This is a genomic window from Massilia alkalitolerans DSM 17462, from assembly GCF_000427785.1.
Classification (GTDB): domain Bacteria; phylum Pseudomonadota; class Gammaproteobacteria; order Burkholderiales; family Burkholderiaceae_D; genus Telluria; species Telluria alkalitolerans.
This window is the reverse complement of the sequence record NZ_ATYR01000022.1, coordinates 1-14872: the sequence shown is the minus strand read 5'-3', so window position 1 is coordinate 14872 and position 14872 is coordinate 1. Positions and strand designations below refer to the sequence as shown.

12 protein-coding genes are annotated in these 14872 nt (G+C 65.9%); 9 read left to right on the top strand and 3 right to left on the bottom strand.

The features are described 5' to 3' along the window. Window positions 1-33: 33 nt before the first annotated feature. On the bottom strand, window positions 34-2352 hold the full coding sequence (locus YWC_RS0119010) for a family 1 glycosylhydrolase (protein WP_027866808.1): 2319 nt from the start codon (window positions 2350-2352) through the stop codon (window positions 34-36). Window positions 2353-2657: 305 nt separating this feature from the next. Here YWC_RS0119010 and trpS point away from each other — a divergent pair, with 305 nt between their 5' ends. Beyond that, complete coding sequence (gene trpS, locus YWC_RS0119005; RefSeq protein WP_027866807.1) at window positions 2658-3686, top strand: tryptophan--tRNA ligase; 1029 nt, start codon at window positions 2658-2660, stop codon at window positions 3684-3686. Window positions 3687-3809: 123 nt separating this feature from the next. Continuing rightward, window positions 3810-4859 carry a zinc ribbon domain-containing protein gene (locus YWC_RS0119000; RefSeq protein WP_027866806.1) on the top strand — a complete coding sequence of 350 codons (1050 nt, stop codon included), beginning with the start codon at window positions 3810-3812 and terminating at the stop codon, window positions 4857-4859. Between the two features lie 148 nt (window positions 4860-5007). On the opposite strand, the gene YWC_RS0118995 is transcribed toward YWC_RS0119000, so the two are convergent. After that, entirely contained in the window at window positions 5008-5436 is a 429-nt protein-coding gene (locus YWC_RS0118995; protein ID WP_027866887.1) for a DUF3597 domain-containing protein, read from the bottom strand. Window positions 5437-6051: 615 nt separating this feature from the next. Then, window positions 6052-6600, bottom strand: a complete 549-nt coding sequence (locus YWC_RS0118985; RefSeq protein WP_051306572.1) for a hypothetical protein — start codon at window positions 6598-6600, stop codon at window positions 6052-6054. Window positions 6601-6747: 147 nt separating this feature from the next. On the opposite strand from YWC_RS0118985, the gene YWC_RS0118980 reads away from it, so the two are divergent. From YWC_RS0118980 to YWC_RS0118950, 7 genes are all read left to right on the top strand, one after another. Then, complete coding sequence (locus YWC_RS0118980) at window positions 6748-7098, top strand: DUF1294 domain-containing protein (protein ID WP_027866804.1); 351 nt, start codon at window positions 6748-6750, stop codon at window positions 7096-7098. A 21-nt stretch (window positions 7099-7119) separates the two neighbouring features. Further along, on the top strand, window positions 7120-7872 hold the full coding sequence (gene ugpQ / locus YWC_RS0118975) for a glycerophosphodiester phosphodiesterase (protein WP_027866803.1): 753 nt from the start codon (window positions 7120-7122) through the stop codon (window positions 7870-7872). A 97-nt stretch (window positions 7873-7969) separates the two neighbouring features. Further along, complete coding sequence (locus YWC_RS0118970; protein WP_027866802.1) at window positions 7970-9640, top strand: flagellinolysin; 1671 nt, start codon at window positions 7970-7972, stop codon at window positions 9638-9640. Window positions 9641-9827: 187 nt separating this feature from the next. Then, complete coding sequence (alaS, locus tag YWC_RS0118965) at window positions 9828-12437, top strand: alanine--tRNA ligase (protein WP_027866801.1); 2610 nt, start codon at window positions 9828-9830, stop codon at window positions 12435-12437. Window positions 12438-12727: 290 nt separating this feature from the next. After that, window positions 12728-12985: a sulfurtransferase TusA family protein gene (locus YWC_RS0118960; protein ID WP_027866800.1), complete on the top strand. Its 258-nt coding sequence runs from the start codon at window positions 12728-12730 to the stop codon at window positions 12983-12985. Window positions 12986-13189: 204 nt separating this feature from the next. Beyond that, window positions 13190-13939 (top strand): electron transfer flavoprotein subunit beta/FixA family protein, encoded by a 750-nt coding sequence (locus YWC_RS0118955; RefSeq protein WP_027866799.1) that lies wholly within the window; start codon window positions 13190-13192, stop codon window positions 13937-13939. Window positions 13940-13958: 19 nt separating this feature from the next. Further along, the coding region (locus YWC_RS0118950; protein WP_027866798.1) for an electron transfer flavoprotein subunit alpha/FixB family protein at window positions 13959-14872 on the top strand (914 nt) is incomplete at its 3' end.

The following is a 14872-nucleotide window of genomic DNA, read 5'->3' as shown; positions in this document are numbered from 1 at the left end:
GAAGGCGGGGACCTAATTTGACTTTTCAACCGATCAGCAATTCCCCGCCTGCACCGCCTCCGGCGGCGTCTCCTCCTGCTGCCGGTGCCCGCTGGCCACCGGCTGGCGGCTTTCGGCGGTGTGTTGGAGTTCCTCGATCTCCGGATCGTGCACGTTACGCAGCTCCAGGTAGCGGTCGAGGGCCTGGTCGAGGCGCGGCAGCAGGATGCCGCGCTCGCTGGTCAGGGCGCAGTAGGCCGGGCGCGCGGCCGGATAGGCAATCGATCGTGCCTCCAGGCGGCTGGCATCCACGCCGGCCCGCTCGGCTGCCTTCAGGGCCAGTTCCGCCCAGGTCAGCTCGCCGCCGTTGGCCAGGTGCCAGATGCCGGCCTCGCGGTCGATCGCCAGGTCCAGGCAGGCGTGCACCAGGTCCGGCACGTAGGTCGGCGTGATCGTCAGGTCGTTCGAGGCCACGAAGGGATCGCCGCGTTCAAGCGCGTTCAGCGCCAGGGTGACGAAGTTGTACTGGTCCCAGGGGCCGAAGAAGGCGCTGGTGCGCACCACCAGCGCGCCCGGGTGTTCGTCCAGCACCGCCGCCTCGGCCTCGGCCTTGCTGCGGCCGTAGACGTTCAGCGGGGCCACCGGGTCCGACTCCACGTAGGGGCGGCTTTGCTTGCCGTCGAATACCAGGTCGCTCGAGAAGGTGGTCAGGTGGATGCCGTGGCGCGCGCAGGCCGCGGCCAGGATCGCCGCGCCGGCGGTGTTCTCGCGCAGGCAGCGCTCGGCTTCGTTCTCGGCATCGTCCACGCGCACGTAGCCGCAGGTATTGATGACCGCCCAGGGCTGGTGCTCGGCGAGGGCACGCTCGACCGAGCCGGCGTCGGCGATGTCCATCTCCTTGCGCGACAGCAGGCGGTAGGACAGGTTGCGCTTGCGGCAGACACGCGCAAAGGCGCGGCCCAGGGTGCCGGTGGCGCCCAGGATCAGGATCGGGGCGGCAGCGGTGCCCACCAGGCGGTGGCCGTCGGCCGAGATCGAGGTGAGTGCCGCAGGCGTGGCCACCGGCGGGTGGCACAGGAAGCGGCCCTGGCGGCGCCACCAGCCCTGGCCTCGCAGCACCGGGTGCGACAGCGGTGCGCCGGAGGAGAGTTCCTTCATCATCCTTGCCAGCGCGGTCGGGCGCGGCATGGGCGAGCGCACGTCGAAGGGACCGGGTTCGTAGTAGCCCTTGTTCTGGGTGACCAGGCTGTTCCAGTCGAAGGAGCCGAGCAGCGACCAGACGGTGACGGCGCGCACGTCGACGCCGTTCTGTTGCGACTGCTGGGCCGCTTCCCAGATTTCGAGCAGCCAGCGCAGCTGGTCTTCGCGGTTGGCGTCGATGTGGGCTTCGGTGATGGCCAGCGGGATGCCGTAGCGGTCCCAGGTCTCAAGCAGCAGCGGGGCGATGCCCGGGGTCGGCGTGGCCAGCACGCGCGACGCCTCGATGTCGGCGCACGGGATGCCGTCGGCCACGCCGCGGTGGTGCTCGGGGAAGCGCTCGGGACGGTGATCCAGCCAGCGCTCGGAGGTGACGTAGTAGTTGACGCCCATGATGTCGGGCGGGCAGGGGTTCTCGCGGAACCACAGGAATTCTTCGGCCGCGATGCCGGTTTTGGTCAGGTATTTCCACAGCTTGTGCTGCTCGTCGACCATGCCGCACAGCAGGTCCCAGGCCAGCCAGCGGCGCTCGTTGTAGAACTCGGCCACGTGGGCGAGCTCGGGCGTGCCGTAGGTCTTGCCGAGGTCGTCGGTCTGGACCAGCTTGGCGTTCGGGTTGACGGCGCGGATCGCGCGCATCGACAGCACCACGGCGCGGCACTGGACCAGCAGGGCTTCGATGAAGGTGCGGTCGTCGCGGCCGTGCGGGTACCAGACGCCGTACAGGCCGGCGAAGCGGGCGGTGGTGCAGGGCTCGTTGACCGGGGTGTAGTACTCGAGCCACGGATAGCGCGCCGCCACCGCGCCGGCATACTCGGCCAGGCGTTCGGCAAAGGCCGGGTCCACCAGGCTGGTGTCGCGCGGGCCGCTGCCGTGGTGGACCAGGCCGGCGATCGGCGTCACGCCGGCCTCGCGCAGGGCGTTCAGGCGCTCGTCGGCCCAGCTCCAGTCGGCGCTGGCGAGTCCATCGGGCGCGGTGCGTTCCCATAGCACGGGATAGCGGATTGCGCGGATGCCGGTGGACGCGAAGCGCTCGATGTCGCAGGCGCGGCCGTGATGACCGTTGCGCTCGAGCTGGCTGAAATACTCGTCGCGGACACGGTTGACCGTGCATTCGAGGCCGCCCCAGAGTTCCAGGGGACGGATTTGGCTGTTCGTGCTCTTTTGTGGATTCATCAATTTCACCAGATATTAGTTTTCTAACAACAAATTCCCTACAGCTCGGCGTCCCAGGCAAGAAATCGTCGAAAGGGGAGAGCCGGCCGCAGGCCAGGGACTAGGTAGCGGTTGACATCCTTGCGCCAACCTGCAACCATGCGGTCCATGAATTTTCCGAAAGCACATCACTTTTTGTTGACCTGGTGGCGCCGCTCCTAGCGTGCGGCCACAGGAATGATGTGCATTTCGACTAACGCCGCCTCGATCCGGGTGGCGTTTTCACATCCAGCGCAGGAGGATCGGGGCAATAACAAGGAAACCCGATGAGCTCCCCAACCCCGAACACTTCCACGCCAATCATCCTTACCGGCGACCGTCCTACCGGTCCGCTGCACCTGGGCCATTTCGTCGGCAGCCTGCGCAACCGCGTTGAGTACCAGAATACCTACCGCCAGTTCGTCATGCTCGCAGACGCCCAGGCGCTGACCGACAACATGGATGACATCGGTAAGGTACACCGGAACGTGGTGGAAGTGGCGCTCGATTACCTCGCCTGCGGCATCGATCCGGCCCGTACGACCATCCTGATCCAGTCGCAGATCCCGGAACTGACCGAGCTCACCTTCTACTACCTGAACCTGGTGACCGTGGCGCGCCTCGAGCGCAACCCGACCGTGAAGCAGGAAATCATCCTGCGTGGCTTCGAGCGCGACATCCCGGCCGGCTTCCTGACCTACCCGGCCAGCCAGGCCGCCGACATCACCGCCTTCAAGGCCAGCGTGGTGCCGGTGGGCGAGGACCAGATCCCGATGATCGAGCAGTGCAACGAGATCGTGCGCAGGTTCAACCGTACCTACAGCCCGGAAAAGGACATCCTGGTCGAGTGCAAGGCGATCGTGCCGGAAGTCGGCCGCCTGCCGGGCATCGACGGCCGCGCCAAGATGAGCAAGTCGCTCGGCAACACCATCAACCTGGGCGCCAGCGCCGACGAGATCCGCGCCGCGGTCAAGCAGGTGTATACCGACCCGCTGCACCTGAAGGTGTCGGACCCGGGCCACCTGGAGGGCAACGTCGCCTTCATCTACCTCGATGCCTTCGATACCGACAAGGAAGGCCTGGCCGAGATGAAGGCGCACTACACCCGCGGCGGGCTGGGCGACAGCGTGGTCAAGAAGCGCCTGGAGGGCATCCTGCAGGAGCTGCTGGCGCCGATCCGCGCACGCCGCGAAGAGTTTGCCAAGGACCGCGGCCAGGTGCTGCAGATCCTCAAGGAAGGCACCATGCGGGCGCGTGAAGTGGCGGCGCAGACTACCGACGAAGTGAAGAAGGCGCTGGGCCTGTCCTACTTCTGATCCACCGCGGTATCGTGTGCCGGTACCTCGGGTATCGGCACACCTCTCCCTTGCGGCCGGCACTGGCCCTCGACTCCCTCCGGTGGCACTCTTGCGCCATCACCGTCACTGGAGGACCGTTTCATGAGCAAAGGCCTGCGCCTGACCGAACAATGGATGCAACGCGCCCTGTGGCTGGTCGCGTTCGCATTCGCCGCCTTCCTGATCGGCCTGGGCGGCAAAGTCGTCAACAACCTGTGGGACGTCGAGCGGCCCCTGAGCATCGAGCAGTTCATGGACCGCAACGGGGTCGAGGCCCTGCGCGCTGGCCAGGAAGCGGCGCGGGCCCGGCGCGATACTGCCCAGCTCGACCTGGAACAGGCCACCCAGCAGCACGAGGTGGCGCGCGCGAATACCCGCTCGGCGCGCGAGACCTTCGATAACTGGCTGGCCACGCGCCGCGCGACTGCGCGTCCCGACCAGGATCCCGAGCTGCTCGAACGTACGCGCGGACTCGACAAGCTGGAGGCCGACGAGCGCCGCGCGCTTGCGGCCGTCCAGGCCCAGCAGCAGGCCCTGCTGGATGCCGACCAGGCCCTGCAGCGCGCGCAGATGCGCTGGGAACGCATGGAAAGGCCGGCGCGCGCCGCCTACGAGAAGGCGGCCACGTCCAAGGAACTGCGGGTCTTCCTGTATCGCCTGGCCCTGACCCTGCCGCTGCTGGTGCTGGCCGGCTGGCTGTTCGCGCGCAAGCGCCAGAGCCAATACTGGCCCTTCGTGTGGGGATTCATCTTCTTCGCACTGTTCGCCTTCTTCTTCGAACTCGTGCCTTACCTGCCGAGCTATGGCGGCTACGTGCGCTACCTGGTCGGCATCGCCGTCACCGTGCTGGTGGGGCGCTACGCGATCGTCTCGCTGCAGCACTACCTGGCGCGCCAGCGGCAGGCCGAAGCGCTGCCGGACGTGCAGCGCCGCCAGACCCTGCGCTACGACGCCGCCCTTGCCCGGCTGGGCAAGGGCGTCTGTCCGGGATGCGAGCGGCCGGTCGACCTGAAGGATGCGAGCGTCGACTTCTGCCCGCACTGCGGCATCGGCCTGTTCGACCGCTGCGGCTGCTGCAGCAGCCGCAAGAATGCCTTCGCCCGCTTCTGCTTCTCGTGCGGGACGGCGGCCAACACGTCGTTGGCCGACTAGGGCTATTTGATTGCAGATGGCGATTTTCGTAGGGTGGGCGGCTTGTCCGCCCACGCGGTGATTGTTCGCAGCAAGATCATCGAGCTCGTCATCGGAGCCCATTACTATCACCGCGTGGGCGGGAAGACCCGCCCACCCTACGAAAGGATTAGTCGCGCAGGTCGGCCGGCACCTTGCCGCCGTTGGCCGCCAGCTTGTTCATGACCTGGCGGTGCAGCCAGATGTTCATCGAGGCCGAGTCGCTGGTATCGCCGGTGTAGTGCAGTTCGGCGGCCAGTTCCTTGCGGGCCTGCAGGCTGCTGTCCAGGCCGAGCAGCTTGAGCAGGTCGACGATCGAGCTGCGCCAGTTCAGCTGCTGGCCCGACGACTTCTGCATGGTGGTCAGGATTTCCTCGACGTCGACCTGGTCCATCATGGCCGGCGCGGCCTGAGGCTGTGCTTGCGGCTGCGCCTGGGGAGCAGCCTGCGGCTGGGCCTGTGGCGCCGGGGCCTGGGCTTGCGGTTGTGCCTGCGGGCCCTTGTTGGCGGCGTGCGCCTTCGGGAAGATCTTGCCAAAAATATTGCTCAGGATGCCCATGTCATCTCCTTGGTGAATGGTGGATTGGGAACGCATGCGTTGTGCCACGTGGCCGAGCGCGAGCGCCAGCGCGCCGGCGCCGATCGCCTTGACCAGGGTCGGGTGTTCGGCATAGAAGGCGCTCATGCGGTCGACGATGCCGGGATTTTGCTGCTCGGCTTGTTCGGCCAGTTCGCGCACCTGCTCGGGGGAGACCTGCGAGGCCTGTTCCGGCGTCACTTTGCCGCCGCCGAACAGCTTGCCGAACACGCCGCCTGCAACCGAGGACAGCTGTGCCGGGTTCAGGGAACCCAGCAGCTGGTTCAGCATGCCGGCGCGGCCGTTCGCATCGCTTTGCCCGAACAGCTGGCTGACGACCTGCGGGAAGGGTGGAGTCTGGTCCGAACGCAGGGCATTGGCGACGCCTTCGGCGACCGTTGCGCGCGGTGCGCTCTGGGCCACGCGGTCGAAGTCGTCCGCCGCCCGGTCCTGGTTGCCGCCGCCCAGATACTGCGATAACAGATTGCCCAAATCAAATGCCATATTCGTTCTCCTGACTGCATACGGTTGAATAGCGAGCGTAGGCGTTCTGGCGATGCTTGCTCTGTTCGCTATTCAACGGTGAAGCGCCATGGATCACTGGCGGCGCATGTTTTGCGCCATATGGCCCAGTGCGATGGCCAGCGCCGCGCCGCCGATCGCCTTGACCAGGGTCGGGTTCTGGGCATAGAAGTCACCCATGCGGTCGACGATGCTCGGGTTTTCCTGTTCGGCCTTTTCGGCCAGTTCGCGCACCTCTTCGGGCGAGACTTGCGAGGCCTGTTCCGGGGTGACCTGGGTGGGTGCACGGCCCCCGCCGAAGATGCTGCCCAGGCCTCCAAGTCCGCCTTGGCTGCCGGCCCGGCTGGCGAGCTGGGACAGCACGGCCGGGCCCAGTGTGGCCAGCAGTTGATTCAGCATGCCGGCGCGCTGGTTCGGATTGCTCTGCCCGAACATCTGGCTGACCATCTGGGGGAAGGGCGGGGTCTGGTCGGAGCGCAGGGCCCCGGTCACGCCGCGCGCCAGCACGTCGGGCGGCGCGTTCGAGGCGACCCGGTCGAAGTCGTCGTTGGCCTGGTGGGGGTTGCCGCCGCCGGCGCCGCCGCCCAGGTACTGGTTCAGAAGATTGCCAAGATCGAAAGCCATTTCGTACTCCTTGCATTGACACGGTAGAAGGCCGAGGGTAGGCGTTCCGGCATCGCTCCCTCTGTTCGTTATCCAACGGTCATAGGCCAAAAGCAGTATTTCGTTTCCATGTAGACACCAACGTATTCGCCGGGGTAAGCTCACCGTATGCCCTACCTGCCGCTCCTGCTGTTTGCTGTCCTGTACGCCGCTGCCACCTGGAAGTGGGACCTGCCGCTGCAGGTCGGCGCCGCCTACCTGGCGATGAGCCTGAGCTGTTTCGTGGCCTACGCGATCGACAAGTCGGCGGCACGCAAGGGCAACTGGCGCACGCCGGAGTCGACCCTGCTGCTGCTCGGCCTGGTCGGCGGCTGGCCGGGCGCCGTATTGGCGCAGCAATGGCTGCGGCACAAGACGTCGAAGACCTCGTTCCAGTGGAAGTTTTACCTGACCGTCGTGCTGAACCTCGTACTCTTCCTGTACCTGTCACGGCAGCTCGGCACACCGGCAGTTTCCTGATTCCTGCGAAGGGAGGTGGGCATGTGGCGATATCCCCGGATCCTGGCGCATCGCGGCGGCGGCACCCTGGCGCCCGAAAATACCTTTGCCGGCCTGCGGCGCGGCATCGACTTCGGCTTCCGCGCCATCGAGTTCGACGTGATGCTGGCGCGCGACGGCGTGCCGGTGGTGATGCACGATCCCTACCTCGGCCGCACCGTGAGCGGCGCCGGCCACGTGTTCGACTACGATGCGCATGAGCTGGCCCGGATGGACGCCGGCGACTGGTTCGGCGCCGACTACCGCGGCGAGCCGGTACCCCTGTTCGTCGAGTTTGCGCAGTACTGCAAGGCGCACGGCATCTGGATGAACATCGAAGTCAAGCCGGCGCGCGGCTTCGACCGCGAAACCGGCGAGACCGTGGCGCGCATCACCCGCGCCATGTTTGCGGACGAGATCGCGGAAGGCAGGCTGGAGCGCGTGCCGCTGCTGTCCTCGTTCAGCCTGGCGGCACTGGAAAGCGCGCGCGACGCCGCCCCGGACCTGCCGCGCGCCTTCCTGATGAGCGAGCTGCCGCCCGGCTGGGAACCGCTGGCGCGCTCGGTCGAGGCGGTCGCGATCCACGCCAACCACAAGCACCTGAGCCCGGCGCTGGCCAAGGCCGTGCGCGACGCCGGCTTCGGCCTGTTCTGCTACACCGTCAACGAGCCGGCGCGGGCGCGCGAACTGCTGGACTGGGGCGTCGAGGCCTTCTGTACCGACCGCATCGATTTGATCGGCCCCAATCTTTCATAGCTTACAAGCCGGATTCATATAAATATTTCAAGAACACCCTTCAGGAAATTGACCAGTTGTCGATAAAGGCTGACAACTGCCATCACGGATGACGCTTATGTCATTGTCAATCAATAATAATTCCCTGTCGCTGAATGCCCAGCGCAGCCTGCGCCTGCACGTCGCCGCGCAGGAGACGCTGCTCACGCGCCTCACGGCGGGCACGCGCATCAACAAGGCGGCCGACGACCCGGCGGGCCAGGCCATCGCCGCGCGCATCGATTCCGGCATGCGCGGCCTCAGCCAGGCCATGCGCGCCATCAGCGATGGCGGTTCGATGCTGCAGGTGGCGGACGGCGCCCTGGCGAACGTGTCCGACAGCCTGCAGCGCCTGCGCGAGCTGGCGGTCGCCTCCGGCAACGGCAGTTACGGCAGCGGCGACCGCGCCAAGCTGCAGCAGGAGGCGATGGAAATCCTGAATCACATCAACCAGGTCGGCGCCGAGACCCAGTTCAACGGCGAGGCGCTGTTCTCGCAGGACCGGGTCAGCATCGGCGGCGAGGACGAGAAGAAGCGGGCGGTGCTCGACGGGCTCAAGACGGGCTGGCTGAGCGCCTCCGAAAAGATGGTCAAGGACCTGTTCGGGCTCGAGGCGGATGGCGTCAAGCTCAAGGTCAACCTGGTCTCCCCGGGTACGCCGAGCGGCGTGCTGGCTTGGGTGAGCGGCAGTGGTTCCGGCAAGCTCGACGAGCTGTCGCTGAACATCGACATGGCCGACTTCGGCAGCGCCGCCACCGCGGACGGCGGCAGCGCGCCGATGTACAGCGACCGCATCATCGCGCACGAGATGGCGCATGCGATCATGGCGCGCACGATGAACTTCTCAAACCTGCCATCCTGGTTCAGGGAAGGCGCGGCAGAGCTGATCCACGGCGCCGACGAGCGCGTGCGCGGCGCGCTCGCCGGCGCGGACGCCGCGACGATCGTCGGCGGCATCGGCGTCTCTGGCGGCACCTACGAATACGAGAGCGCCTACGTCGCCGCCCGCTTCCTGCACCAGCGCCTGAAGGACCTGGGGGTGGAAGGCGGGATGAAGGGGCTGATGCAACACCTGAGCAGGAACCAGGGCGCGACCCTGAGTACCGCGCTCGACGCGGTGACGGGAGGGAGGATCGCGAACGAGACTGACTTCCTGACGGAGTTCAGCGCCGACGGCGACGAATTCCTCTTGAACAGGATGAACCTGACCAACACCGACACCGGCGCCATCGGCGGCCTCGATGCCGATGGCGGCCCCGTATTCAACGCGCGCAGCGTGGTCGCGGACGCCGGCGACAACAATGCCGACGATGGCCTGGGCGGCTTCGTGGTCGAGTACCCGGAACTGGGCGGGCATACCGGCGTGCGCCGGGTGCAGGTGCAGGCCGGCGACAAGGCGGGGGACCTGATCGAGCTGCAGTTCGGCGCCATCAACGCGGCGGCGCTCGGGCTGGCCAAGCTGGACATGCAGCGCGGCGCGGTGGCCCTGCTGCACGTGGACCAGGCGCTGGCCTATGTGAACCAGCAGCGCGTGGTGGCGGGCGCCTCCAGCAACCGCCTCGACCTGGCGGCCGGCGCGCTGCAGGCGGGTTCCGCCAACATGGCGGCCGCCAGGGAGCGCATCGCGGGCGTCGACTATGCCGGCGCGGCGGCGGGGCTGACGCGCGCGCAGATCCTGCAGCAGGCGGCATCGGCGATGCTGGCGCAGGCGAACAGCCAGCCGCGCGCGGTTCTTTCGCTGTTGCGCTGACGTTCTCGGTACGCTGCGAACGTCAAATTGGGCGGAACAATGCCAGTGGCATCATTCCCTCCAATTCCGTCGCGTCTTCGCAGCACGACCTTTCCCCGTAAATATCAGCCGGACTAATAATCCGGCCCCTCAGCTACGCTATAATCGATTTTTTATAGCGCATGCTCCCTCATTCCGCCCTCACGACATGAAATCCTCCGAAATCCGCGAAAAGTTCCTCAAGTTCTTCGAGTCCAAAGGCCACACCATCGTCCGTTCCAGCCCGCTGGTGCCGGGCAACGACCCGACCATGCTGCTGACGAACAGCGGAATGGTGCAGTTCAAGGATGTGTTCCTGGGCCTGGATACGCGCCCGTACTCGCGCGCCACCACCGTGCAGCGCTGCGTGCGCGCCGGCGGCAAGCACAACGACCTGGAAAACGTCGGCTACACCGCGCGCCACCACACCTTCTTCGAAATGCTGGGTAACTTCAGCTTCGGCGACTATTTCAAGCGCGACGCGATCAACTACTGCTGGGAGCTGCTGACCAAGGTCTACATGCTGCCGGCCGAGAAGCTGACCGTCACCGTCTACTTCGAGGACGACGAGGCCTACGACATCTGGGCCAACGAGATCGGCGTGCCGAAAGAGCGCATCATCCGCATCGGCGACAACAAGGGCGCGCGCTACGCATCCGACAACTTCTGGCAGATGGCCGACACCGGCCCCTGCGGTCCGTGCACCGAGGTGTTCTACGACCACGGCGCCGACATCTGGGGCGGTCCTCCGGGCTCGCCGGAAGAAGACGGCGATCGCTTCATCGAGATCTGGAACCTGGTGTTCATGCAGTTCAACCGCGACGAATCGGGCACCCTGACCCCGCTGCCGAAGCCGTCGATCGACACCGGCATGGGCATGGAGCGCCTGGCCGCCGTGCTGCAGCACGTGCACAGCAACTACGAGATCGACCTGTTCCAGGCGCTGATCAAGGCGGCTGCCCGTGAAACCCGCGCCACCGACCTGGAGAACAATTCGCTCAAGGTCATCGCCGACCACATCCGCGCCGCGTCCTTCCTGATCGTCGACGGCATCATCCCGAGCAGCGAAGGCCACGGCTACGTCCTGCGCCGCATCATCCGCCGCGCGCTGCGCCACGGCCACAAGCTGGGCCAGACGAAACCCTTCTTCCACAAGCTGGTCGCGGACCTCGACATCGAGATGGGCGAAGCCTATCCGGAACTGCGCGAGGCCAAGGAGCGTGTTGCCCAGGTGCTCAAGACCGAGGAAGAGCGTTTCGGCGAAACCCTGGAAAACGGCATGAAGATCCTGGAAGCCCAGCTTGCCAAGGATGCCAGGAACTTGGACGGCGCCACCGCCTTCACCCTGTACGACACCTACGGCTTCCCGCTCGACCTCACCGCCGATATCTGCCGCGAGCGCAATGTTACGCTCGACGAAGCAGGATTTGCCGCCGCCATGGAGCAGCAGAAGAAGACCGCGCGCGCCGCCGGCAAGTTCAAGATGGCCGCCAAGGTCGAGTATGCGGGCGAGAAGACCAAGTTCGTCGGCTACGAATCGCTGGCCCACAACACCCATGTGCTGGCCCTGTACGCCGAAGGCGTGAAGGTAGAGGAACTGCAGGCCGGCCAGGAAGGCATCGTGGTGCTCGACACCACCCCGTTCTACGCGGAGTCGGGCGGCCAGGTGGGCGACCAGGGCGTGATCCGTTCGGACGGCAAGCTGTTCGAAGTCGAGGACACCCTGAAGATCCAGGCCGAAGTCTTCGGCCACCACGGCGTGCTGCGCGAAGGTTCGCTCAAGGTGGGCGACACCGTCGACGCGCAGGTCGACACCGTCAAGCGCGCGCGCACCATCCGCAACCACTCGGCGACCCACCTGATGCACAAGGCCCTGCGCGAAGTGCTGGGCAGCCACGTGCAGCAGAAAGGCTCGCTGGTCGATCCGGACAAGACCCGTTTCGACTTCAGCCACGGCGCACCGCTGACCGCGGACGAAATCGCCAAGGTCGAGATGATCGTCAACCAAGAAATCCTCGAGAACCACGCAACCCAGGCCCAGCACATGACCTTCGACGACGCCGTCAAGCACGGCGCGATGGCGCTGTTCGGCGAGAAGTATGGCGACACCGTGCGCGTGCTGGACATCGGCTCGTCGAAAGAGCTGTGCGGCGGCGTGCACGTCACCCGCACCGGCGACATCGGCCTGTTCAAGATCGTGTCGGAGGGCGGCGTGGCCGCCGGCATCCGCCGCGTCGAGGCCGTGACCGGCGAGGGCGCGCTGGCGCTGGTGCAGTCGATCAACCGCAAGCTGCAGGAAGCCGCCGGCGCCCTGAAGACCAGCCCGGACGAGCTGCCGAGCCGTATCGCGCAGGTGCAGGACCAGGTCAAGTCGCTGGAGAAGGAAGTCGCCGCGCTCAAGTCGAAGCTGGCCGCGGGGCAGGGCGACGAGCTGGTGACCAAGGCCATCGACGTGAACGGCATCAAGGTGCTGGCCGCGACCATGGAAGGCGCCGACGTCACCGCGCTGCGCGAGACCATGGACAAGCTGAAGGACAAGCTGAAAACCGCCGCCATCGTGCTGGCCAGCGTGGCGGACGGCAAGGTCAGCCTGATCGCGGGCGTGACCAAGGATGCCACCGGCAAGGTGAAGGCCGGCGAGCTGGTGAACTTCGTCGCCCAGCAGGTGGGCGGCAAGGGCGGCGGCCGTCCGGACATGGCACAGGCCGGCGGCACCGATCCGGCCGGCCTGCCGCAGGCGCTGGCCGGCGTGGCCGGCTGGGTGGGCGAGCGCGCCTAAGCGTTTGACCATCTGGTAAAAAAACGCCGCCTTCGGGCGGCGTGTGCGTTTACGCAGCGGCACGCACCTGCTCGCTTGCAATCGGGGCGGGAGGCCCGCATTTACCATGTGTCGCACCATGGCGGTGCCGGTTGGTTTCATTCGTGATTTGCCATGGTGCGCAAGCATAGATAATTTCACAATCGGTTGCAGTCCTGCAACAATGTGTGACTATTTTGGTGCGCTGCGTCATACTGCCGAAAAGGGAGTAGTATTCGACTTCCGAGCACCATCTACTTTGCAGGCATGCGATGAGCGACACTACTATCGACATTGATACCATGGAATTCCAGAGAGACCTGGATGCGCGCGGACTGAACTGTCCGCTGCCGATCCTTAAAGCCAAGAAGGCACTCGCCGAGATGGAAAGCGGCCAGGTGCTGCGCATCGTCGCAACCGATACCGGTTCCGTGCGTGACTTCCAGGCGTTCGCCAAGCAGACCGGCAACGCCTTGCTGGCCCATACCGTCGAAAACGGCGAATTCATCTTCCTGATGCGCCGTAAGTAATCCTTCCCGGCGGCGCTACAATGACGGGGCAGGCCTGCGCCAGCCCCGCATTTCCCATACCCGACACCTGTAAGATCGTACTTTAGTCGAAATCCTCTAACTAAAAATCGCACGATCGTGCTTTAATTTCGACCTGAAGCCGAATTTCTCTTATAATCTAGGCCATTTTCGTCTGTCACCCATTCCATTTTCTAAAGGCACCCTATGAAAGTCCTGGTACCCGTCAAACGCGTGGTCGACTACAACGTCAAGGTCCGCGTCAAATCCGACGGCAGCGGCGTGGATATCGCCAACGTCAAAATGTCGATGAACCCGTTCGACGAGATCGCGCTGGAAGAAGCCACGCGCCTGAAGGAAGCCGGCAAGGTCACCGAAGTGGTGGCGGTGTCGGTAGGTGTGGCCCAGTGCCAGGAAACCCTGCGTACCGGCATGGCGATCGGCGCCGACCGCGGCATCCTGGTCGAGACCGGCGGCGAGACCGAGCCGCTGGCCGTGGCCAAGATCATGAAGGCGCTGGCCGACAAGGAACAGCCGCAGCTGATCATCCTGGGCAAGCAGGCGATCGACGACGATTCGAACCAGACCGGCCAGATGCTGGCAGCCCTGCTGGGCTGGCCGCAAGCCACCTTCGCTTCGAAAGTGGTGCTGGAAGACGGTAAAGTGACCGTGACCCGCGAAGTCGACGGCGGCCTGGAAACCGTTGCCTTGACCCTGCCGGCCATCGTCACCACCGACCTGCGCCTGAACGAGCCGCGCTACGTGACGCTGCCGAACATCATGAAGGCCAAGAAGAAGCCGCTGGAAACCGTCAAGCCGGAAGACCTGGGCGTCGACGTGAGCCCGCGCCTGAAGACCCTGAAAGTGGTCGAGCCGGCCAAGCGCTCGGCCGGCGTCAAGGTGCCGGACGTGGCGACCCTGGTGCAGAAGCTGCGCACCGAAGCCAAGGTTATCTAAACATACTTAGGAAAAGAACATGGTCGCACTCGTCATTGCAGAACACGACAACGGCTCCCTCAAGGGCGCTACCCACCACACCGTGACCGCGGCCGCCCAGTGCGGCGGCGAGGTCCACATCCTGGTCGCCGGCTCCGGTTGCGGCGCCGCCGCCGAAGCCGCCGCGCAGATCGCGGGCGTCTCGAAGGTGCTGGTCGCCGACGCGCCGCACTTCGCCGACGGCCTGGCCGAGAACGTCGCCGAGCAGATCCTGGCGATCGCCGTGGGCTACTCGCACATCCTGGCCCCGGCCACCGCCTACGGCAAGAACATCCTGCCGCGCGTGGCCGCCAGGCTGGACGTGGCCCAGATCTCGGAAATCACCAAGGTCGAGTCCCCGGACACTTTCGAGCGTCCGATCTACGCCGGTAACGCCATCGCCACCGTCCAGTCGGGCGACAGCGTGAAGGTCATCACCGTGCGCGGCACCGCCTTCGATTCGGCTGCTACCGGTGGTTCGGCCGCCGTCGAGCAGATCGCCGCCGTCGGCGACTTCGGCAAGTCGGCCTTCGTGGGCCGTGAGCTGGCCAAGTCGGACCGTCCGGAACTGACCGCCGCCAAGATCATCGTGTCGGGCGGCCGCGGCATCGGCTCGGCCGAGAACTTCAAGCTGCTGGAACCCCTGGCCGACAAGCTGGGCGCCGCCATGGGCGCATCGCGCGCCGCGGTCGACGCCGGCTTCGTGCCGAACGACTGGCAGGTCGGCCAGACCGGCAAGATCGTCGCCCCGACCCTGTACATCGCGGTCGGCATCTCGGGCGCGATCCAGCACCTGGCCGGCATGAAGGACTCGAAGACCATCGTCGCCATCAACAAGGATCCGGAAGCGCCGATCTTCTCGGTGGCCGACTACGGCCTGGTGGGCGACCTGTTCGAGGTCGTGCCGCAGCTGGT

Coding starts and splice junctions, on each gene's coding strand:
- YWC_RS0119010 (WP_027866808.1), bottom strand. CDS start 2,352: ATGAATCCACAAAAGAGCACGAACAGCCAAATCCGTCCCCTGGAACTC.
- trpS (WP_027866807.1), top strand. CDS start 2,658: ATGAGCTCCCCAACCCCGAACACTTCCACGCCAATCATCCTTACCGGC.
- YWC_RS0119000 (WP_027866806.1), top strand. CDS start 3,810: ATGAGCAAAGGCCTGCGCCTGACCGAACAATGGATGCAACGCGCCCTG.
- YWC_RS0118995 (WP_027866887.1), bottom strand. CDS start 5,436: ATGGGCATCCTGAGCAATATTTTTGGCAAGATCTTCCCGAAGGCGCAC.
- YWC_RS0118985 (WP_051306572.1), bottom strand. CDS start 6,600: ATGGCTTTCGATCTTGGCAATCTTCTGAACCAGTACCTGGGCGGCGGC.
- YWC_RS0118980 (WP_027866804.1), top strand. CDS start 6,748: ATGCCCTACCTGCCGCTCCTGCTGTTTGCTGTCCTGTACGCCGCTGCC.
- ugpQ (WP_027866803.1), top strand. CDS start 7,120: ATGTGGCGATATCCCCGGATCCTGGCGCATCGCGGCGGCGGCACCCTG.
- YWC_RS0118970 (WP_027866802.1), top strand. CDS start 7,970: ATGTCATTGTCAATCAATAATAATTCCCTGTCGCTGAATGCCCAGCGC.
- alaS (WP_027866801.1), top strand. CDS start 9,828: ATGAAATCCTCCGAAATCCGCGAAAAGTTCCTCAAGTTCTTCGAGTCC.
- YWC_RS0118960 (WP_027866800.1), top strand. CDS start 12,728: ATGAGCGACACTACTATCGACATTGATACCATGGAATTCCAGAGAGAC.
- YWC_RS0118955 (WP_027866799.1), top strand. CDS start 13,190: ATGAAAGTCCTGGTACCCGTCAAACGCGTGGTCGACTACAACGTCAAG.